The 23,751-nt window shown below is 57.5% G+C and carries 8 protein-coding genes; 5 read left to right on the plus strand and 3 right to left on the minus strand.

Annotated elements, in window-relative coordinates:
- Nucleotides 1-34: 34 nt before the first annotated feature.
- Nucleotides 35-7,588: a SpvB/TcaC N-terminal domain-containing protein gene (locus PQR42_RS34430; RefSeq protein ID WP_408494793.1), complete on the minus strand. Its 7,554-nt coding sequence runs from the start codon at nt 7,586-7,588 to the stop codon at nt 35-37.
- Nucleotides 7,589-9,287: 1,699 nt separating this feature from the next.
- Here PQR42_RS34430 and PQR42_RS34435 point away from each other — a divergent pair.
- From PQR42_RS34435 to istB, 5 genes are all read left to right on the plus strand, one after another.
- Entirely contained in the window at nt 9,288-12,164 is a 2,877-nt protein-coding gene (locus PQR42_RS34435; protein WP_408494795.1) for a PAS domain-containing protein, read from the plus strand.
- A gap of 10 nt (nt 12,165-12,174) precedes the next feature.
- Entirely contained in the window at nt 12,175-13,836 is a 1,662-nt protein-coding gene (locus PQR42_RS34440; RefSeq protein WP_408494797.1) for a CHAT domain-containing protein, read from the plus strand.
- 45 nt (nt 13,837-13,881) lie between these two features.
- Entirely contained in the window at nt 13,882-15,177 is a 1,296-nt protein-coding gene (locus tag PQR42_RS34445; protein ID WP_408494798.1) for a hypothetical protein, read from the plus strand.
- Nucleotides 15,178-15,495: 318 nt separating this feature from the next.
- Nucleotides 15,496-17,034 (plus strand): IS21 family transposase, encoded by a 1,539-nt coding sequence (gene istA / locus PQR42_RS34450; protein ID WP_408494800.1) that lies wholly within the window; start codon nt 15,496-15,498, stop codon nt 17,032-17,034.
- 9 nt (nt 17,035-17,043) lie between these two features.
- Nucleotides 17,044-17,802 (plus strand): IS21-like element helper ATPase IstB, encoded by a 759-nt coding sequence (gene istB / locus PQR42_RS34455; protein WP_408494801.1) that lies wholly within the window; start codon nt 17,044-17,046, stop codon nt 17,800-17,802.
- 450 nt (nt 17,803-18,252) lie between these two features.
- Here istB and PQR42_RS34460 read toward each other — a convergent pair whose 3' ends face one another.
- On the minus strand, nt 18,253-19,755 hold the full coding sequence (locus tag PQR42_RS34460; RefSeq protein ID WP_408494802.1) for a hypothetical protein: 1,503 nt from the start codon (nt 19,753-19,755) through the stop codon (nt 18,253-18,255).
- Nucleotides 19,752-23,207 carry an AAA domain-containing protein gene (locus PQR42_RS34465; protein ID WP_408494803.1) on the minus strand — a complete coding sequence of 1,152 codons (3,456 nt, stop codon included), beginning with the start codon at nt 23,205-23,207 and terminating at the stop codon, nt 19,752-19,754. The genes PQR42_RS34460 and PQR42_RS34465 overlap by 4 nt, the downstream gene beginning before the upstream one ends.
- Nucleotides 23,208-23,751 lie beyond the last annotated feature (544 nt).

Genomic DNA, 23,751 nt, shown 5'->3' on the forward strand with positions numbered 1-23,751 from the left:
CGGTCTTGACTTACACACACATCAAATATGCGCACTATCTTGTTCTGGTATATCGGGTGAACGGCCTGTTATTGAGTTTGAATTCGTCCATCATCTTCCTGGCAAACTTAAAAATCTCCGCCTTACTGGCACCCTGGTTATCCTCGATCCACTTGGCCCATTTTGGATTCCACTTCATCGTGTGAATCGCAGAGTGCTCACCCTCGGTAATCGCAACCGCATAGTCATCCACATCGAGTCCCTTTGATTTAAAGAACGCCCTGAATTTCTGAGGCAATACATGGTGCAGAGGATCTCTTGGGTAGGCGTTGCCAACTCTCATTCCTTTGTCTGCCAATGCTGAAGCGTTGCGCTGAGTATTTTGCGGCCCTCGTTTGGGTTGTACGGTTATCTCACTTTCGGATGGTGGTGGGCCAGGCGGCATCTTCCTTACAGCTGGCGTTGAAGCCGACGCTTTCTTGCCGAAGACCGATGGGTCGTCAGCAGCAGCGGCGCCTACGCTTCGCTTTGCCGTCGGATTTTCTGCATGGAATTTGTTCCACGCTTCAACGTCATAGGGATCAGCGGGCGGCGTGGGCGTGTTCGCCGATTCACCGGGCTTGATAAGTGAGATACCTTTACCGACGACCTGACCACCTGCGGCTAACGCTCCACCAACAACTGCGCCAGCGGCTGCGCTTTTGATGGTCGTATCGGCGTACTTCCTGACGGAGCTGACCTCGCCCTTCTTGACGTCTTGAACTGCTTGATCTCCCGCTCCTTGTACACCCCCGCCAACAGCACCGCCCACTACGCCCTGCAGCACCACAGGCGCCCCCTTCATGGCATTGCCAGCGGCACCTCCAACAGCCATGCTGACGCCGGTTACGGCTGTGTGAGCCGCGAACTCTTCATCGGAAATATGGGGCTTGACTGCACGGGCGTCCCGTTCGTTGGTGGGTGCACCAGCCTCGCTAACAGCAGTCAGAGTCGCGATAATCACCACCGCGGCCACGAAAAACCAGATGATCTGGCCCGTCGGATCAGCGGCAATCGTTGGCCGTGCTTCCACATAGGCATATAGATTGACGCCACCTTCAATGCCAGATGGATCACAACTCGTCCACCTCCCCAACCACGGCGCGTAATATCGTGCGCCGTGATACATCAACCCGTTCTCTTGATCGCGCTCCTTCCCCGTATACCGGTATCGTTTTCGCTGCACTTCCCCGGCGTCACTCCCGAACTGATAAGTTGTATTTCCGTAGGGGCTGTATTCTTCGTAGGTGATCAGCCCCCCCGCTTCATCGACCTCAACGCTGGCCGAGCCCAAATGATTCGCCAGTTGATACCGCTGCTCCGGCGTCGGCGCCTGAATCGCGTCGCCGTCCTCAATGGTCTTGGTTTCCACCAGCGCGATGCGCTGCTTGTCGTCCATGATGTGCAGCGTTTCGCGCTCCATCGCGACCTCGCAGCCCGAATATGCGCGAAACACCTCGAAACCGCTGACATAGAACCGCTCGCTGCTTCGCTTGCCGCATTCGCTCTCGGTCACCTTGCGGGTGCGCTGTCCGCTCGCATCGTAGACGTAATACGTTGTCTCCGGCTCGCCAGAATTCACCACCTGCCGCGACGTCGCGCTGAGCTGATCCTTGTAATTCCACATCATCAAGGGCAGATGCGGCATGCGCGCCATGTTGCCGTGTGCGTCGTAGGAATATCGCTCGACTGGAGCGCCAAGGTGCGTCTCGATCGACGTCTCGTTCAGCCGGTTGCTGTTTCTTAGCGGCTCGAGCAGACTCGCTTCGCAATATGTATAAGCACGGGTCCAATTCCGGTGCGCGGCCCGATGGAACATCTTCAGAAAATTGCCGGCAGGATCGTAGGAATAGCACTCGGTGTACCGCTGAAGCGCCTGCAGGTCATTCAACCGCGCGGCGCCTTCGAACGGATAATCGCGATTGTCCCCTTGATCCGGGAAGAAATTTAACGCCGATTGACCAATATGCTCACGGCCCTTCGCTTCGACTAGCCGGTAGACCGGGTCGTACTCATATTCGCATATCGGATCGACTTCCTGGTTGGCATGAAACACCGTCTTGAGCGCACCATCTTCGATCCGCGTGATGTTGCCGACCGGATCGTACGTATAGTGCAGATCCTGAATCGTATTGTGATGCCTGAAAATTTTCGCGGACCGTCCGGATTCGACCGTCTTGCGCATGGTCTTAAGATGCATGAGGCGGAAGGTCTTCGGGTCATACTCGTACGTCGTCTCCATGCTGTTGGCGTAGCGGCAAATCGTGCGCTGGCCCTTGGCGTCATAGTTGATGTAGGTAATGAAAGGGGTCCAAAAAGGCCGCCCGTTCTGAGCGGCGCCGCGCAGATTGACGTCAACCACCTCAAGCAGATTTGCATCGTTGTACTTCGGGCGGTAGATGCTCCCATCTGGCGCAGTGACGGCAATTGCACGATTCAATGCGTCATATTTCATCTCGCTTGCATACGTCCGGCTTTCGAACGGTTGCGGGCGCGACCAGTCCGGCGCATGCTTATATTCGCGTGTGAAACGACGCGCGCTGTGTAGCGGATTACCTTTGAAGTCGTTGAGATCGGTGACTACCACGCCCGCGCCGTCGAAATGCCGGAACGCTTTGCCGCGCAGATTGGCTTGCTTGCGCTGCGCTTCAGAGAGTCCAGTTTCAGGTCTCTCGCCATAAATCGTTAGCTCGAACAAAATTTCGTGAGACAACGTCTCGCCTCTGACAAACGATTTCACAGGGCGACGTAGATCATCATATTCGGTGCGGAAGGCAAATTCGCGGCTGTTCCACGCGCGTACTGGCTTGCCGGCGGCGTCGTTGAGCATCCATCGCTCCCCCGCCTCCATGCTCGCCTGATGAATCCGCGTGCTGATCATGTCGTAGTCGTAACGCATCGCGACGCGGTCCAGTGAGTCGATCACCGCCTGCTGATTGCCCTCGATATCGAGCACGCTTCGGGTTCGAAAATACTGGCCGTCGCCGTTGTCGGCGATACTCAAAACCGTCCGGCCCAGGCTATCGAAATGGGCGACGGTCGGCGTGTTAGCGTCCTTCGACGCCTCGATCGCGGCCGTGCGCTCATGCGGCCCTTCCATCCCGTCGATTCGCTGCTGAAACCAGGTCGGTAGATAGTCACTATCAGGCAGGCGACTGAAGTACTCGCCCACATCCTTATCCGTTTTCGGATCGAACGTCACCGTATCGTTCACGTCGAAGGTGATCTGCTTCCATGGATCAAAGACCACTTTTTCGTACGTGTTATTCGGATGCAACGTGGCGACGACGCGCAGCACGGGATCGTAAAACAGCGTGTTGCTGACACCCCATTCCTCAATCCCGAACTGTGACGTCGGGCTGAAAAACGGCTCGTATTCGCGCACCGGCTTGCCCTTGTTGTTGTAGATTTTCGCTCCGGAACCCACCCAACGAGGATTGACAACGGGCGACCCCGGATCGTCCGGACGGAGCGGGCCGGGCTCCGCCTGAATCTTGCTTTGCGCTTCGCGTCCGAATCCGTCGGAATAGACAAAATGCAACTGCACCCTGCTCCGCTCGCCCGGGGCGAGATCGCTGACGTGAGTTTCGCGCGCGATGGAAGCGGCGCACATCGGGATTCGTTTGAGGTCGTAAAGGATCCGCGTGGTCGCGGTCCCAAGATGTTCGGAGGCCAACGCGTACGGATCGTCGGCATCGAAGAACGCCTGCACTTGCGAAGGCGTGAGGTCGGTGACGAACCGATCAAAGGAATCCCCTTCGACGGTCCCGATCGCCTTGCCGAGCAGCGCCGTACCCGCCAGCATTCCCAAGGCGTCGAAACGGGCCTGCGCGCGATTGCCGTTCGGATCGGTTACCTGTCTTGGCTGAAGCACGCGGTAATCGGGCTCCGAGGCCGTCTCATTGCCGGCGGCGTCGCGCGTATAGACGAGCGACAGGTTGTATTTTTCGTCGTAGGCGACGATGGTCGCGTTGCCGAAGGGATCACGGAACCGGTGCGGCAGAAAGAAATGCGCGCGTGCGTAGGCGAGCTCCTGCAGTGCGGTATCGTCCACGTCCGGCGAATAGAAAGCCTGGTCGGAGGGAATCCAGAAAGGCCCATCCCCGTCGAGATCGCGATATTGCGCGCCGCTGAGAATCGACCGCATCTCGCCCGGCGTGGTCTTGGCACGAAAAACGTCCAGCAATCCCGAGGTCAACGCGAGCTTGTAGCTCTCGCCGGGAAGCGCCATCGACTCCACGCGGCCCAAAGGCAATAGCCCTTCCAGATCGTTTTTCCGGTACAGCGATCGCTGCCGTTCGATCAACCGCTTCTCAATCTCTCCCCCAGTGGCCTTTGCATCATAGGGAATCTCGTTGGCATACGCCACGAGGAACTCGACGGCATTGAATTCAAGAGGCTGCGCGCCGCGCAACTCGGGCGCAGTAAGCTCGTACGTACTCACCTGCGAAGGAATTGGTGTTCGATACGCGTCCGGCTGGAGGATCGCGTTCGTGTGCTGGTGTTCCGAGAGCGTTGCCAGGACCTGGCCCTGTTCATCGAATGCGGGCTTGCGTCGCCCGTATCCAATGGACGCGGACGTAAGCACGTTGCCATACTCATCAACCGCGAGCGTCAGCACGTGACCAATGCGCGGATCATCCGGATCGCGCTCGTAGTGAAACGTGATGGTCTCGCGCGGATGGGTGAAGAAAACGGCGTAGCGATTCGCCGCAAGCGGCTGGACTGTGCGGATGGTGAAATTGCTTTCCGCAACCGAATACGGGATCTGTGCTTTCGCCGTGCCATCCAGTGCGTAAACTTCCTGGCGCAGCGTGGAACCTTTGAGCGCGCGGCAGGCCTCGCGCGTTTCGTAAGGCGTCAGCCCGGCCGGCAGAATCGTATCGTCGAGCGGCGCGTCATCCTGGAAATACTCGTGCGCCATGTGGCGCGAGATGCGCCCGCTGGCGAGAAAAACACCCGTGTGAGTCCACGTTTTGGTGAGTACTGGCGGCACGCTCGACGTCGCATCGATGTTGTCGCCGGTGGGGAACGTTCCCGGAGCCATCAGGCTGGCGATATCTTCCGTATCGAGCTGGTCGACGCGGCCGAAGCCTCGAAACTCGCGTTCCAGCCCGTCGTAAAATCCATGGTGATACGTGTAGCGGCTGACGAAGCGGTTGCGGCTGACCTCATCGAAAGTCTCAACGCGCTTCACGACGTGGACTGGAAACGGCAGTCTTGTGACCCAGGGCATTCCGGCTGCCTGATCCGCCAGATAAAATTCTGTCGAGGACGCGTATTCGATGCGCGTCTCCGCACCCGCATAGTTCACGACGCATTCGAGCAAATGGGGCTTGCGCCCGCACATCAGGTCGAGATAGCGAAGCTGCCGTCCCTGCGCACCCGGCAGTGGCGACGACCATAACAAACACGCCGTGCCGCGACCCAGAAAATCCATCACGTCGACCGCTGCGACGTTATCGACGGCCGGGAAAGGATCGACGCGCCGCGCGGAACTCCAGGCGTTGCCCGTCTCGTTTAAAAAAACCTCGACCCCGCTGTGACCTAGATACAGGATGTCGGACGTGCCGGAGCCGTCGGTATCCGCCAGCCGGATGCGCCGCTGGTCGAAAAGATCGACCTCGTCGAACCACGGCGAACGATCCATGATGATCCTGGCACCGAAATGTCCGTAGCCGAGGTTCGGCCAGTAGCAGACCTCGCCATTGCGGATGCGTACGAGGTCGGACAGACCGTCGCCGGTCATGTTGGCGAGATAGATCGACTGTGTGCCGTCGGCGAAAACCACGCGCGGGCCCGACTCCTCTCCTTCGAGCGGGATGTGCACGCGCACGGCCTCGCCATAGCCCTCGTTCAACAGGGAGGCGTGCCATTTGACGGCGTCGTCTTCGGTAATCAGGATGTCCGCGATCCCGTCACCGGTCACGTCGACGAAGCGTAGATTGGGATCGCTCCAGTCCAGCACCGGCATCGATCGGAACGCCCGGAACCCTTCCCATCCGCCTTCGATGTTTCGTTCGTAATAACCGGGTGAGGACGAGGAGAAATCGACGAGATCCAGATTGCTGTCGCCGGCCAGGTCCATCAGGTGATGGGCTCCGTCGCTCAAGGTCGCGAGCGCGGGTCGCACGCTCACCGCCGCGGTCTCACTGAGACGTCCTCCGCCGAGATTTGGCTTATAGAACCATGACCGATCCTGTTCGGTCAGGACGCCAGAGATGCCGACTCCGTCCAGATCCAGAAAGCGGTAGCTCCCGCCATCGATTCCACTGGGGAGATTACGCAGGCTCTCTCCGTCGACGTCCCGGATCTCGAAGCCTTTGCAGTCCGGATCCTCCAGAGGGCTCGACGTATAAGTGAGGTCCAGGGTCGGCAGGGAGCGCGTCAGATAACGGCCGTCTTCTGCAAGCGTGTGGCCGGATTGTTTGACCTGTTTGAGAAATGAGCCAATGGGCTTTTCATCATATTCGAACGACGTCGAGCGGACGAGGTAATTTTCCTCGCCCAGTTCCTCCGGGAAATGGTGGAACATCAGGGCGTGCCGGCACAAGCGATATGTCCGCATCTCGAAGCAGGAACGGAAGGACGAGAAAGGATCGCGGCGCACGGACCAAGGGCGCTGCGCATCGTAGGACGCAGACGTGAAGATCCGACCGTCGCCGTCCGGCTCTTCTTCCTCATAGCGGCCCTCGCCGTAATCGAAGACCAGACTGAACATCCATTGCGCAGCATCAACATCATGCTGCTCGACGTGCGGCTTGCGGAGGTCCGGCGTGTCCGGATCGAACAGGAGCGGAACACGATTGCCGTAGCGGATCCGCTGCACATACCGATTCGCGGACCGGTCGCGATGACGTTCACTGGCCAGATCGACGCCGACACCTTCGCCGTTTTCTTCGGCATAGTCATAGGAGATTGCATTGCCCTTGTCGTCGAAACTGCGGCAGATCAGCCAGCTAAATACGTGCTTCGGCTTGCGCGGATCAGCGATCTGCGAATCGGCATCGAAGCCATAGACGGTCAGAATGTTGTCTTTGGAGATTGAGCGCCAGTGCGTCGCACCATCGTCGAGACGGGTCCAACGCTCAATACGGGCGAACAGGCCCTCTGTGCGCGGACGATAGGATTTGATCGCGTATCCTTCGCGTGGCGAAGTCGGCTCGTCAATCCAGTGCCCATCTTCGTCGCGCGCGAGGAGAGGAACCAGATCCTCCGATCCCGACAAAATGAAAATGTCCGACTCTTCGCAATCCGCATAACGAGGCAGGCCCTTATCGGTTCTCCGCGTGATCGAGGGCAGGGAAAAGTTCCAGCCGAAACCGAAGGGTCCGTTGCTGCCGCTCGAATCGTAGGAAAGACTGAGCTCTGGACCGAATCCCGACCTTCCTTTGCTGGTCGCGATGGGAACGCTCAAGGCTCCAGCGCCCGTGAAGGGATTGGCGGCGAATTTTTCGTCGATGCCGCGGATCGCTCCCCCACCTTGCGGCAGACTGATGGTCGGCGCCCTGAACTCAGAAGCCCCTTGACTAGCGGCTTCCGGGGAGGTGGAACCTGCGTTATCAGGCATCTCTTAAATCCTCACGATCGCGGCTCGTCTCGGTCTGGCTTTCAGATACCTATACAGCACTGCCAAGGTACCGGCGCGACATCAAGCCGAGCGCGCCCAAAGCCACAGCCTCTTCGATGACGCAGCTGTCTACCTCGTCTCCGTGGACTGCTGCAATCAAGGAGTAAAAGACCAATCCGACATTTATCTCGGCCAGAACGTAAGGATGCCTATATAATTAGGCCTGCCTAATTATTCCTGTCATCGCTCGCGCACGAGAACCTGCTGCGCATCGCGCGCTTTCTCGCCGATACACAAGCTGGTAACACGGGTTGTCAAGGGGCGACCGCATGCATAAGCGCAGTGCTCCGCGCCGAGCTTATGGGACTGACGTTGTCACGCGATCACTTCTCCATTAATTAAAATAGAAGAGGCAGAACCAAAAGCAAGGTATTTTGGTGAAGTTTGAAGTTCATGGTTTTGTCATAACGGCGCCAGCGGTCACCTTGTCTTTTCGTTGGCCGGAAAATGCTAGGCGTAGAAAAGCACAAGAGCCACATTCCCCGCGCTCGTAGCACTGGCGGACGCCGCTAACAACGACGGCAAGTTCAGCTTCGTGTCGCGAACGAGCTAGCGAGGGAAAGACGACTTCTGAAATGTCGTTCAACTGGTGGGGGGCCTGCAGGTTGCACGAGACGTTAGTAATCGTCCACGTCCGGTTGCCTGATGCCCCGGGACCGTCGTCCCGCCCGGTCCACACCCACCAAGCCACGCATAGCAAGTGGCGACATGCAATCATAAGCGGTGGGAACGCTACATCTGCGCCCCGTTAATCTAACCTTCAGGTTCGAAGATTACTATCTGAGCAGAGCGTTCACCACGTCTTTCCGGGCATCTTCCAGCATCGCCCGCATTTGTCAGTGACGGACAGGCTGCTTGCAGTGGTTACCCTTTGGGAGGCCAATTGGATTCCACGAGAATTGAATCTATTCCGCCCGCCCGCCCAGCGGGGCAGGTGAATCCCAATAGCACAAGAGTCGGCCATGCGTCTGAGAGCGTCGCCGACACGATTGTTGACCCCCATATAAAGGATTCCTTGATATTTAGCCGGCGTTGCCGTTGCATGAACACTGTGTTTCTGCAAGCGCATGCATGGTCCGGTCGCAGTCCTGCAAGCCCTATACCACGGTGCGGATTCAGCAGCCTCGTCAGAACCCCGCGCTTCGGGGCAGCAGAGCCGTCGTGCGCATGCACGCCCTCCGACTTTGTGTCCCCTGGACTTGTCGAATTCACCGAGCACCGGCGAAAGAGCACGCACTCCGGTCCCCTATTCCCATGAAATGCTTTGGGCTCCGTGTGTTCGGTTTCCTTTCAGCTTGCTTTGCCAACGGCATATATAACGAGCATGTTGCACCTACTGAATTCAATGAGGATGTTTCCCATAAAGCTGAAAATAACTGCGTAAACATTTCTATAAAACGTATTGCGAGTTGATAAGTGAGGCATACTCAACATTGTTCAGTGAAAAACGATCAGCGGCGCCTCTTCGGTTGCATATACTTCACTTCGTGTCCGGCGCGTCTATTGCTGGATCATCGCACCTCGGGCCAGAAATAAAAAAAAGACAAAGCCAATCGTCCTCGTAATGTTGTGCCGAGCATTCGATGGAAGTCGCGCCCGTGACACTGGAAGAAAGGGTCTAAAGCGCTTTAGCGCCGCGTTGCGCCGCTATCTGCTTGAGTTGCTTAAAGGTCAGAACGATATCATCTCTTTCATGGATACGTTACCGCCAGGAAGCGCCCGCCCAGCAGCCGACGCTGACCGATACCACGAAGGGTTCGTCACGACGCTCCTCCAGAGCAGCGCTCCTTGCGCGCTCATCGACGAGGTCGGTGCGATCGTGGAATCAAATCCGCCTTTCGACGCACTTCTTCTCCCCACGAACGGCGCAATGCTCGCGGACAGATTCCAGTGCAGCGTCGACCTGCCTGCGGCCTCGGCTGGCGCGCCGAAGGCGATCCACGGGACGTATCGACGAGAAAGCGGTGAGCGCGTTCCAGCAGTCATGCATGTGACTCCGCTGGCGGGGCGTGGACAAGCGAGGGCTCTGATCGTCATGACGGACGGCGGCGCTTTCCGCCAGGCCGAAGCGCAGCGGTTCGAAAGCACACCTTGTCCAATACTTCGAGTGGCTGTTGACGGCCGGATAACCTTTGCGAACCAGGAAACAAGCAAGTCGTTTTCGCTTGATCTAAGTGAGTTGATCGGCGCCCCCCTGTCGATGCTGTTCGACGCATCGTTCGATCCCGAAGTTGCGCAGAAGGTGGCTGCGTGCATTAACCGCCCGGGCCCAGAAGCTCTCGATGTCACCACATCTGCGTATGGCCGTCGAGGCGCACGGCCTGTCCACTTAGTTCTCACACCCGACCCTGCTCCATGCGGGAAGCCGCTCGGCGCGCTGGTCGTCATCCAGGCTGCGACCCAAACGATTCGCGACAAGATCAGGATGATTGCTCTAGAGGCTGAGCCGAACGGCTCGACCGAGGAGCCGAAAAGTGATGCGGCCACCGGTGAAGCTGGTTCCAAATTCTGGAAGAAGCAATTCGATCGGATCCTGCAGCAAATCCACACGCTAATCGACTTCGACCACGCCAATTTCGGCGTATATGCGAACGATATAACGCTGTTTCACGCCGAGGCCATGTATCCTCCGGACAGTCCAAAATGGCCAGCGCGCTGGATGGATCTTCCGCCTGGGATAAAGGACTTTGTCCTTTCGGAGAAGACATGGATTCCCAACGTGCCGCGATTCGTCGAAGAAAATCCTAAGCTGCTCGAGAGTGAAGTCGTGCAGTGTTACCTGGAATTCGGAGTCAACTCGGCGGTGACGCTCGTCGTGCGGCAGGGCGACCAGGCCACCTCGGCACTGACGCTTTGTTCGAAGGAGTTTGCCAAGTACAAGGACGAGGACCTCAAACTCCTGCGGGAGCTGCATCTCGAGCCGGTGCTCCTGCGCTACGAAGAGAAGATCACCGCCGAGCGACAGCAATTCTGCGACTCGATCAGGGCGGTTCTCGAAAAGCCCGGGCGGCTGCGTGAGGCAGCGACGAAGATAGTCGACGAGATCGCTTCACATTTCAAGTGGGACTATGCGGGGCTGTTTCGCGTGAACCGGCACAGGGAACGGTTTGAGCTCTATTATCAAAAGGAATCACATCCGGACTTCCTGATGCCCGCGAACTACCAGCAACCCATCAGCAACGGAATGCTGGCATCGACACTTGAGGCCGATTGTGTGCGCATAGTCGATGAGATTGGCGGGTCCTGCGAGCAGTACAGATATGTCGGAGGAGAGAGAGGGGGCCCCGGGCGCAGGAATCTGAAGTCTGCGATGACTATTCCCATCCACCTCAATGGTCGGCCCCGATGGGTGTTGAACGTGGAGTGCGAGGCGTCGCACGCGTTTCGCGGTCCGGACGAAGCTACGCTTAAGGGCGTGATCCTGAGCGTCGAGAAAGGGCTTACGCATCGGATGCTGTCTGACATGAAGAAATGCCTGCTCGAGGAAACTGACCGCGGTGTCGTGGTGGTCGGCACGGAAGGCTCAATCATGGAATTGAACGAGACAGCGGAAATTCTTCTAGGCAGAGACGAAGCGCGATGTGTTGCCGGAAGCGCCCTATTGAGCGAATTTGCCGCGGATGACCACTCCCGAGAAGTGCTCGAGGGCCTGAGCCACACGTCGAAACGTCGCATTGAGCTGAACGTGCCGACCGGCCGCAATAAGGTAGTTCTCGCGACCCGTGTTGATCTCGATTCGAGCTTCGATACCAGCGTCTGGTTTCTTACGGATGTCGAGGGCGTGGAATGGAATCGGAGCATACGTTTTCTCCGCGAGACGGTATCGGACGTTGCGCAGCAGACCCGCGCGCCGCTCGCACTCGCGTCCTTGCTTGCTCGCGAATTGCCGAAAATGTTTGGTGCGACCGGCCCAAAGACCCGTTCAGTGGGCGCGAAAGCACGCGCAATCAGTACGGAAATGCTCGCAGAGATCGGAAAAGCCGACCTCACATTCGAGCGTCTGGCGGAGGCCGTATCCATCCGCAAAAATCCGCTTCGCGTCGAGGAGCGAGTCGACCTGCTGCACTGCGTAATAGACGTGCTTGACTGTCTGCCGGAGCGTGACAGGGCGAGCATAGATGCTAGGCTCCCGGAGGAATGCGTGTACGTTTCGGGCGACGGCGGTCGCATCAGGTTCGTCGTGCGATCCATTCTTGGGCATCTTATTCGCGTGCGCCCCGACGATAGTATTCGGATCGAGGCTTCGCTCAAGGTCGTGGAAAATTACGCCAAGCTCAAACTCAAGCTAAAGGTTCCGTTCGAACCGGTCGAGGGGGGCAATGAGCAGTCGTCCGGTATCGACAAGTTACTGGCCGCATCGCAGGAGGCGCGAGAAGCTGCGAGCCTGTCATTGGGTCCGATACGAAAAATCGTAAGAGCTCACCACGGGAGGCTGGTTACCAAGGCGGACTGCGTGCCCGCACCCGACGGGTCGCCGCGCTGGATTTCGTTCAGCCTTTCTCTTCCGCACGCATGAGGAGCATGCCATGGCAAGAACAACAGTGCAGCGGCCGATTTTGATCGTCACAGGAAAGGACCAGACTTCGACAACTATCTCGAAATCGCTCTGGGACCTCGAGTCCGCAAAAAAGCAATATCCAGAACTGAACTACTTCCTTGACCGGCACCAACCTATGCGTCTCAATACCGTGGAAGCGGCAAAGGAACTGCTTAGTCCAGGCGCTGGAGCGAACATCACTCCCGTCCTTATCATCCTTGACGCGCTGGTGTTGCAGTCAACGGCGCCAGCGGCTAGGGACGGCGCTGCCGCCGTCGACTTCATGGAATGGCTGGAAAAATTCCACCCAGCCATTCCCATATTGGTCGTTGCGGCCGCGTCAACTGAGAATGTCGAGCGAAAGGTGCTGGCTCGAACCAATGCTTCGCTATGGCGCATCGAGTTTTCCGACCTGCGCAACGTCCTGGCCGAAGCCCTGGCCGGCATCGCGCCCGCGAGTCCCAAGGTTCCTCGGGCGTGGGCGACGCGACGCATCACTATTGACGTCGGGCGTGACTCGGCACGCTATCGGGTCAGCAATGGGCGCTACGAGTTCCTGTCATCGAGCCCCATCTCCTACGAGAGACGCTCCACGCTCGATCGGTTGATTGCCAAGGTGGAAGGATTTACTCCGTGGCCTGCTACAGGACAACTCGTGCCGAAGGAACGTTGGTACGAGGATGCAATAGAAGATGGCCAAAAGTTGTTCGACGTTTTGATCAGAGACACCGTCGGCACCCATCTTATCGAACTGTTGAAGCATCCTCCGCTCGCTCCGGAGACCGAGCCACCCAAGCTCGATTTGCGCTTTGAGATCGATGTCAGTCTCTCCGACTACGAGAAGCTCTTCAAGCTGCCGTTTGAACTTGTCAACGACAGCGATTTCGATGGCGTGCTGTGCTCGCGCATACCGATGGCACGCCGCATTCGCATCAACCGCGGCGATCTGGAAGATCTGCAGGGCACGGACACGTTTGCGGACGCAGGGCGTGCGCTACGAATCCTGTTCATGGATGCAAATGTGAGTGGCAATGTCCGCTTGCAGAAATCCAAGAGCCCCGTCATGACGAAGAGCTACACCTTCGCGCCGCTCAAGACAACGACGAAGGAACTAGCCATTCTTCAGAACTGTGCTGCAATCATGGGTATGGAGAAAATGGAACCTCCGGAGGTGGTCGGACGGTTGGACGACGGCTTGGTCGGAGAGAGCCTGCGCGAGGAACTGCGTTCGAGATTGATCAGCAGGCGCTTCGATATCTTTCATTTTTGCGGACACTCGATCACTCTCGATGATGGTCTGACCTATCTCATCTTTCCTGGCGAGCCGGATGTGCCGTTCGCAGTATCGGTACGCGACGTCGCCGACTGGCTGCGCATGGGGCGTTGCAAGATGGTCGTGCTCTCGTCATGTGAAGGCGCGTCCGCATTGACCGCGATCGAAACCATGAGGAGAGGCGTGGAAGGCATGCTCGGTTTCCGGTGGAAGGTTGAAGAGAACCTTTGCGTGGAGTACTTCCAAAGGTTCTACGAGTCGTATCTGATCGGAAAACAAAGCTTTTGCGAGTCGTACCGTTCCGCTTGTAGTCAACTGCAGCAGTCCAAGGACGGGTCGCCCGCATGGGCGTCGGCGTTGGCAGTTTTGCGGGACTAAAGCGGGGCTTGTCCCATTCCAGTAAACCGTATTGGGAGTCTGACCGTGTTTGCCTTCATTGCCAGCATATTCGACCGCGACTCCGCTGGAAATGCGGACGGCGTGTTTTCAGTACCGAACCGGCGCAATTTCGACAGCACATTCAAAGCAGAAGCGGATAGCGAGGATCCCCGAGCCCATCGCCTTCGGGGCGACCCGTTTGTCCCGGAAGAAAGCTACTTTAGCATCAGAATCGTCGAGATGCGGATGGCCGAAGCCGGCAACTACGTTGCCACCTACCTTCCGATGTGTAGTTGCTTTCTCCGATACAGATACGGGACAGCCGAGCGTGAAGTGCCTTTCATCGTTGGATACGACATGATCCGCGGTCTGTTAGGCAAATGTGACACATCGAAGGGCGCTGGCAACATCGCATTCACGAATGTCTATGTGGTACGGGACGCTCCGGTCAAGGCGGGCGGCCTGACCATGTACGCAGCACTTTGTCGCGTCTCCGACAGCACCTTCGCTCGCGGCATGCTTGATCTGATAGGCGACACCGTCGCTGCGATCGGCGGCCCGGCGGTCGGACTTGTCGCCAGTACCGGCATCAACATGACCAAGCGTCTTGGAACCCTGCTCGGCTCGGACGGTGTTATGACCCGCTTCGGATTGTATGACGGCGACGCGCTCGTCGAGAGCGGGTATCGCGTATTGGCAGGCGCTGGACTCGATGCAGCCAGACTCGAAATGAAGGATGGCCAGCTGCGCCGGATGAACACGCTGGGCGAACTCACGCCAGTCGACGACGTCGACTACCTCATCGTCGCCTTTGAATATAGGAAGACGCTGCTCGATCAGTCATTTGGGTCGCTCGCCCATTTGCCCTTTCATGCGAAGTGGACCGAGTTGGCAAAGAAGCTCGTGAAAGGAGAAGCTGCTGGTGCCGAAGAAGACTTCAAGTTGCTTAAGGCAGAGATCGTGGCATCACCCGATCTGGTGGAAGCTGACCGCCTCGGGTTGCTGACGACTTATGTTGCCCAGTTTGAGGCCTGGCGCTACGCCCAAGCCGGAACCCCGACTGTAAGGGCCGGCGGCGAATCACTGAGCGCCGATCTAAGCGATTGTGCAGACAGACTGGAGGACAGCCACATGGAAATAGCGGCTCGCCTGCTCCGTACCGCGTCGAAGCATGTCAGCGTGTTTGACAGTGAATGGGCCGATCCCGCTAATGCGCTCTCCGACGACGCCGTCTTCAGCAAGATGCAGCAAATCAACTCGGACATCCAGACCGTGCAGGCCGATCCCGGGTCGTTGGGGGCAACAACCGCCGAGCTTCTCGCCGCCACGTTCGCGACTTGAATCGAGTGTCGCCCCAGCGCGTCGAGAGTGGCCGCGAATCGTCACGATGTCTCGCAACTTGATGCTGGGGTGGCTGAGTATTCTTTCTGTCCGCTTTCGGCGTATCCGTCAGCGGAACCCGTGTTGACGGTGTCGTGCGTATTTCACGCCAAGCTGGACAAGGATTTCGCGGCAAGCTGGACAGGCTTTTCACACGAAGCTGGACACGGATTTCACGGCAAGCTGGACAGCGATTTCACACCAAGCTGGACAGTAAGTTCGTAAAGTAGCGACGCAGGTCAACCGTGGCACCCTCGACGATTTCGTCGGGGCGTCTACATGGCATTTCCAAAGTTGACCATGCGTAAAATTCGAGAAGCGCTGCGCCTTCATTTCGATTGTGGCTTTAATCATCGGGAAGTCGCTCGCGCGTTGGGCACGTCGCCCACGACCGTTGGGCAATATGTTCGCCGTCTGGAGCGTGCCGGCTTAAGCTACCCGCTGCCGCCAGCACTCGGTGATGTCGAACTCGAGGCACGCCTGTTTCCGCCACCGCCGCGCGTGGAAGGGGAACGTCCTGCGCCGCACTGGCCGACCGTGAGGCGCGAGCTCGCCCGCAAAGGCGTGACGCTCGATCTGCTCTGGAACGAGTACAAGGCCGAGCACCCCGACGGTTACGCGTACACCTGGTTTTGCACTCGATACAGCGAATGGGCGAATGCGCTTCCGCTAACCTTGCGGCAAACACATGCTCCGGGCGAGAAGCTATTCGTCGACTACTCAGGCGACAAGGTTGCGATCATCAATGCGGAAACGGGTGAGATCCGGGAGGCCGAATTGTTCGTGGCCGTACTGGGGGCGTCGAACTACACCTATGCGGAAGCAACCTGGACCCAGCAGAGTTCTGATTGGATTGGCTCTCACATTCGAACATTCGAATTTATGGGCGGTTGTCCTGAGATCGTCACGCCCGACAACCTTAAATCGGGCGTGCACAAGCCGAGCTTCTACGATCCCATTATCAATCGGACATACGGAGAAATGGCCTCGCATTATTCTGTGGCAGTCATCCCAGCCCGCATTAAAAAGCCCCGTGATAAAGCTAAGGTCGAGCAAGGCGTGCTCCTTGTCCAGCGCTACATTCTCGCCCGACTTCGCAAGTACCGCTTCTTTAGCCTGACCGAGGCAAACTCCGCGATCGCGACACTCCTGGTCGACTTGAACAACAAAGCCTTCAAGAAGCTGCCGGGATCGCGCCGCAGCACTTTCGATGAATTCGAGCGCTCATCGCTGAAGGCGCTTCCGTCACTGCGCTATCAATATGCTGATTGGAAGGTAGCGCGCGTGGGGCCTGATTACCACGTCGACATCGACGTTCACTATTACTCTGTACCGCACCGCTTCGCGCGTCAACAGGTCGACGTTCGATATACGAACGGGACAGTCGAGATTTACCACCGAGGCACGCGTATCGCCGCCCACGCGCGAAGCACTCGGCGCGGTCACCACAGTACGGTTAATGCGGACATGCCGCCTCATCATCAAGAGGTCAGTGGGTGGGGGCCGCAGCGTCTGTACGACTGGGCTATACGCATCGGGCCGCACACCGCCGCCGTGATCCAGCACCTGCTTGGCGGCCGGCAGCACCCCCAACAAGCCTACCGCGCTTGCCTTGGCGTCCTTCGCCTCGGCAAAGACCACGGCAATGCACGGCTGGAGGCCGCGTGCTGCCGTGCCATCGATCTGAAGGCGCCAAGCTACCGCTTCATTAGCTCGACGCTTAAGAACGGCCTGGACCAGTCGCCTCAGACAGAAACGGATCAGGCCAGCTTACCGCTCACACATCCTAATGTGCGCGGCCCGGACTACTACCATTGAAGAGGCCATATGCTCAAACATCCAACGATCGACAAGCTTCACGCGCTGAGGCTGAGCGGCATGGCATCCGCCTTGACGCAACAGCAGAACAATCCTGATATCGAAGCGCTGGGCTTCGAGGAGCGTTTAGGCTTGCTTGTTGAGCGCGAAGCAAGCGAACGCGAATCCAGGCAGACATCATCGCGCCTTCGGCGTGCCAAACTGAAGTTCTCCGATGCGGTGGCCGAAGACATCGACTACCGCACCCCGCGCGGGCTTGATCGCGCACTCATGAGCCGCTTGCTAACTGGCGATTGGATTCGGGAGAAGCACAACACGCTAATTATTGGCGCGACCGGCCTGGGTAAGACCTGGCTCGGATGCGCGCTTGCCAATCAGGCCTGCCGTCTAGGCTACACGGTGGCCTATCTCAAGATGCCCAGACTCGCCGAGGACCTCGCTATCGCGCACGGCAGCGGTCGATATGCGCGAGCGCTCGCGCAGTGGGCCAAGACGGACGTACTGCTGATGGATGACTTCGCGATGGCGCCAATGCCCGACAGCGCTCGGCGTGATCTGCTCGAAATACTTGATGATCGCCACGGCCGTCGCTCAACCATTGCAACAAGCCAGATTCCGGTCGACAACTGGCACGGCGCGCTCGGCGATCCAACGCTTGCCGACGCCATCCTGGACCGGCTTGTTCACAACACTTATCGAATCAACATGAACGGTGAATCGATGCGAAAACTAAAAATTAGTTTGACCGAAAACCAGCAGTCAGAGTAAAAACAGAAACCCCCCTGCGTCGCTGCGCTCCGACTGTCCAGCTTCGCGCGAAACACCTGTCCGCCTTCATGCGAAACGCGTGTCCAGCTTCCGCGAAATACGCATATGGTCCATGCCATGACCATCTCGCGCCAGAATGCTTCGCCTTGCCGGGGGCGTCGGGTGCCCGTCGGTATAGCCGTCTCTCCCGTAGCGTCGTCCATCGCCGTGCTCCGTTGTTACGATGGCTACACCTTCGCACCGGGCTTGCGTGCGTTCAAGACGGGATGCGCTGACGGATACTGACGACCGGCCGCTGCCGATCGGCGCCCTGTTCTCCCCGGGCCCTGCGTCCAGTCCGGACGCGCCCGATATGGTAGCGGAATTAACGGACATCAACAAAAGCCAAGCCTAAAGGATGCGGGGTGACGACATTGAATTTCCAAGACCGCCTGATTCGGAAACACGGGGTCAACTGCTGCGAACCTTCCGTCTGTCCCGCGCTGCTGCTTTTGCCGGTAATGATTGTGGCTTCAACGTGGAGAGGAAGTCCTTCGTTTCGAACTTCATATGGTCATCGCAGTAGTGTCCGGCGGTTTGCGGCTCAGAAACATAAAACCCGCTGAATTCCCTAGGGCTAGCTGGCTGGCGCCGATCTCCCAATGGCGGCTCGTTCGACACCAGTAAATGCTTGCCGTCCCATTCGATCTCGAAAATAGAGCGCACGTCGTTCAATAGAAAGTGAACCGAAAGTGAATGCTCGCGTGAAAGCTTGTCCAGAGCGGCCAACGTCGGATCGTTTTCTCCAAGTCTGTCCGAGATGTATATGGTAATTTGTACGCCCCGCGCGAGACACGACCGAATCCTTCTGAGGATATCCCCGTCAATCTTGGAGAGAGACGGATTGGTCGTCGTGATCCGGATCGAAACCTCAGCAGTGTCCAAAGCCGAAGCAAGATAGTATTCGCCCTCGTGACATCGGACGGGAACTACTGGAATACGGTCAAGCTCCCGTGACACCTCCTCGAATTCAGATTCATAGCGAGCCTTCTTTTCTAGTAAGGAGTCGCTTCGCTCCTCGCCAAGGCGCATCTCGACTGCGCCCAAGTTGAACAGGAGGACGCTTCTGCGTTGAACGAGCGAAGCCACGTTCGGCCCTCCATCGCTCCCGCAGACCAAGTCGCGATAGCGTTTGCGAATCGCTTGGCTCCCTGCCTTGTTTGCGAAACCTCGCTCGACGCCGATTAACCTTGCCAGGCCCACCTGCGCACAGGCCGTGGTCAGCTCATTATCAATCGAACCATTCACAGCGAGACGTAAAGACAGCTCCCCACTGGATGCTCTATAGACCAGCGCAAGCGACGGCCTGAATCTTCCTAACGACTTATGAATTCCCGTGACCCGAAGCACCTCGAAACCCGGAGCAGTTGAATCCAAGGGAGAATTCGTCATCGTTCGCAGTTTATTGATGTCACCTACGTCCAGTTCAGCGAGTTCTGGCTGGCCAAATGCATTTGAGATCGGAGCGGTAATTCCAGACGGATCAGCGCGTTGTTTCGTATAGACAATGGTTCTCTCGAGCAGGCTCCTCTGTATTGGATCCCACAGAAGATACATTCGTCGGTCGGAAGGACTGGACTCCCCGTTTTCGCGCAATGCTTCTTTCCCGCGACGCATGAGCACATAGTGCCCGAAGGCATTCTTTCCTATGTACTCTCCATCGCAAAGGCTTTGTAAAAGACCTTCGCCGTAGGTGACATCCACGCCGAGAAATGCACAGATATCACTGCACTCAAATAGCCCGGAATCGATCACACGCAGACAGAACTCGATCGGCGCGGGCAGAGGCCGGCGATCAAGACCGATCACGTCAACAGCAAGGAGTTGTACGGGCAGATGTACCGTAAAATAGTCAACGAGCGCCTGTCCCTCAACCGCGTCGAATCTGCGTGCGCTTTCGTTTTGATCTCTCATAGCTCTTCCAGCAAGCAAAAATCGGGATTTGCGCGGACGTAATCGATCACATCGCGAAACGGATTCTTGCCTTTGACTCCATGACAAAAGTCAGCGTCCCCCACGATCACGAGGGCATCTCGTGCTCGCGAAAGCGCCACGTTGAGCCGCTCCTTCTCCCGCTGAAATCCGATCTTGTTAAGGGAGTTCGACCGCGTGACGCTGTACAGGCAAATGTCCGCCTCTCTTCCCTGGAACGCATCAACCGTGTTCACTTCAACCTTGAAGCCGGTGTGCACACCGATTTGCTGCGCTATCTGATCACGTAGCAGAGCGACCTGGGCCGAGTAGGCAGCGACAACCGCGACCTCCACAGGTTTTTTAGCCTTCCGAGTCTGACGGGAGATTGCCTTGAGTTGTTCAATGATCTCGTGAGCCTCGGTCCCATTCTCATATGTATTTCCTGGAGTCTCGGTCTCCGCGCGCTTTGGCTTCTTCGAAGTAGAAAGCCATGTCACAGCCTTGGGGTAGACGCGCACTATTATGGGATTGCGTTCATCATCTTCCCTAACGTTGATGAGCTTTCGGTCATAGAAGACCTGACTCACCAATGAGCCAATCGTGCTGCACATTCGACGTTGCTCAACAAGCTCTTCGACGTTCTCCGATGGCAGGCGCGACAAAAGGATGGAAAGAAGACTCTCCCTCGCCTCGACTGAAAACGGAGATTCACCGTTCTCGTTGCTGTCGGATTCGATATGCGGCGGAAGCTGCCTTGGATCACCGACCAGAATTGACCGCCGGCTCCGCGACATTGGGACGAGGGTCTCCGTGGCTGTGGCCTTGGATGCTTCGTCCACGATACATAGGTCGTACTCATCCTGCTGGAACGCTGGAGTACTGCCTAGTCCGATACAAGTACCCGCAACAATTCGGGCTTCTCGAAGGACAGCGCCATGGAAGGAGCGCTCAGATCCCAGCCGGTTCAACCAGTCGAGATGCAATTGCATGAGCGGCAATAGATCCTTGCGCGCGCTGTTCGTAGTGACAAGACCATCCAGCAAGCTTTCGAGATCACAGTCCTCGGCATCGCTGAAAACGGAACCCAGTCCATCCAGCTTTTCCAGGCTCTGCCACGTTCGGCTCAAACGCGCCTCAACCGACTCAATGTTTCTTCGAAGATCGTCTTCTTCCGTCAGAGTCTCCTCGGTCTGTCGCAAGATCTCGTGTGTATCGGGCACCTGGCCATCTTCGATCTTTTGTAGACGTCGGTCGTTAATCTCCAACTCCCTTCCCTTCAGTCTTTTTTCTCGGTCGCGTAACTCCTTAAGCACGCCTCGAGTCTCAATGTAGCTGCGGCCAAGCAACTCGACTTTGACTTCATAAGCGCTGATACCCTTGCGCTTAGCGTATGTCTCCATAAACTCTTCAGAACGTGCCTCAGCCTTCAGGCACCAGTCCTTGACCTTTCGCTCCAGTGTCAGCCGCTCTACCGACTTATTGACCTTGTGGGAGTTCTCAGACCCGAATGAAACGATGCGCACTACATCTTCAGCCAGGCCTTTCTCGTCCAGTTTGGCAATGATGTGGTCGAGAGCAACGTGTGTTTGCGATGAGAGAAGAATGCGCCTCGTGGGGTACCGCTTCAGATACGCACTGATCAGCTCTGCAATCAGCGTGGTCTTCCCCGTGCCGGGCGGCCCATTCACGACGAGCAGGCTGCTCACTTCCATCGCCTTGTCGAGAACTTGACGCTTGTCGTCGCTCAAGTGTTCAGGGAACTGGAGGCCTGCGGGCTCTGGCGGCTCAGCTGAACCTGGATCCGACAGGACATTGCCGATGACAGGACTAACAGCCCTGCCTGCCCTGATATCCTCGAGTGCGGCGCGTTGCTTCTGGAGAGCCTTTCTCTCGGCCTCGAAATTAGTCTGGAGGACCGCATTTGCGCGCGGTATATCCGCCCTTTTCCCGGAGCGGATGAAAAGCTTGACTTGATCCGCCTGGACATCGATGACAGTCAAGATTATCGGTTTTCCGCCCGCCGCCTGAAGGACCAGAGACGCCCCGAGCTCCTCTCTGTCGAAGTCGCCGTCAATCGTAGCTACCAGAAACTCTTCTTCGTCGTCTATCCTTCTCGCGAGAAAGTCCTTTTGCTTGGTTTTATAGAGGCGTTCCTTTTCCCGCAGAAATTCCGACCAACAGTCAAACCAGAATGAACGTTCCTTCTCCTGCAGTTGATTGGCGAGGACATCGTCCATGATCTCAAGCCGGCCGATGAACGTGCGCAAATCGTCGCGGGCCGCTTTTACGTTCCGAACCGATTCGGCTCGGAACGAAACGCCCGGCACAGTGGCCTGTGTTTCGCGGATTTCTCGTGCACGGTCAGGCGTGTGAACGGTCAGTTGGTCGACCGACAGATCGTGGTCCCCGACTTTACCCCTCAGCCGTATCGTGGCACCAACAATCTGAATAATCCCAGTCCGGACATCGCAAGCAGCAGTCCAGCCACAATTCAAGTCGTCTATGACGTACGGCGCGCATTGCCCCTCCTCCAGACCGGAGTACTCCTTTCTCAACACGTTTATGCACGCCTCGCCGAGCCGAATATAGGCCTGCGTCTGGATCTGCGCCCTTGTGAGAGCAGCAGCGTGATATGCATCGAGATCCGCAAGCAGGACAGTGGCTGCCTCCTGACGCTGGTCCGGCGAAACAGCCAAGGCCTTCTGTAAGGTCCCTTTGGGGCTGGAAAGCTCGCGCATTCCATCTAGCGCAAGACGCAAGTCTTCTTTTGTATGGAATACCTGACCGACGAGACACGACGTTGCGATCGCCGCCCATGAATATATGTCTCGCCTAGCACTGTGATAACCATCGTCCGCTTCTTCAGGCGTGTACGGCGGCGATCCCGATTGAAAAAAAGTCAAGCCGAGCTGCGGCAGATCCGTGTTACGCGCTATGCCGAAATCGACGATCTTCGGCAACCCCGCTCCATCAAACAGGACGTTCTGCGGCTTGAGGTCACGATGCGCCCATTGCCGCTGGTGCGCATAGGCCAACGCGCGAAGCAAGGGCCGACCGAGTGTTTCATAGAAATCGCTCCAGCTCACGGGGCCTTGCTCACGGATGCGCTTAGCTAAGTCACCACCCGGCAGCCATTCAAGCACGAGGTAGGGGGTGCCGGAAACGCTTCCGCTGTCGAATAGCTGGACGATGTTCGGATGGCAAAGGTCGGAAAGCGCGCGCTTTTCTCGCTCGACCGAAAGCCCCGATCGCGCGTAGTCTGCCCCTGGCAACGACACCTTTACAGCACGATCAAGCTTGTTTCCTAAGTCGGTCGCGCGACAGACTGCCGACATGCCACCATCGTACCGATCATCGGTGATCTCGTATTTGTCATCCAACACCAAGCCGGGTGTGAGGGGAAAATCGCCGTCCGCCATCGCGGTTCGCCCCGGCTCATCTCTCAGGTCCATTGGTCTCGTCTCACACAAGCTGCAGCGATTGGCGAGAGCCGACCGCGAGCAGATTTCGCCACCCATCCGGGTTCGTTTTGTCCCAGCAAGACTATCGTGATGTTAGGGACAACGCAAACACAAACCTGATGCGTGGCGACTCCGATTGACGGGAGTGCCGCGCGATCCCACGTACGTCGTAGGTGAGATCTGTGCTGCAAGTGCGGAGATCAGCACACTATGCGCTTCCACATGCTACAAATCCCGTCGCAGCAAGCGCTTCTGCGCCGGCGAGCCGCGAAGGCTTTCACGCAACCATGGCTTTAATTGAACGTCATCGGGCGGCCGCGTCGTTGTTGTCACGATGTACTGAAACAAGGGCGGCGCACGCGTCACAGAAGCGCCGGATGCCAAGATGCGCGATCGCCTGACCGGCCTTCGCTAATTCCGCGACTGACGTAACAAAAAACGGCATCGTCTCAACCAGTTGAGATGCAATCCCCGCTTCGTTGAGCCGCCGGCGCACGCACATCATCAGGTGATCACCGACGCGCGGCGCGAAGAG

The sequence above is a fragment of the Paraburkholderia sediminicola genome (genome assembly GCF_046027355.1).
GTDB classification, from domain to species: Bacteria; Pseudomonadota; Gammaproteobacteria; order Burkholderiales; family Burkholderiaceae; genus Paraburkholderia; species Paraburkholderia sediminicola_B.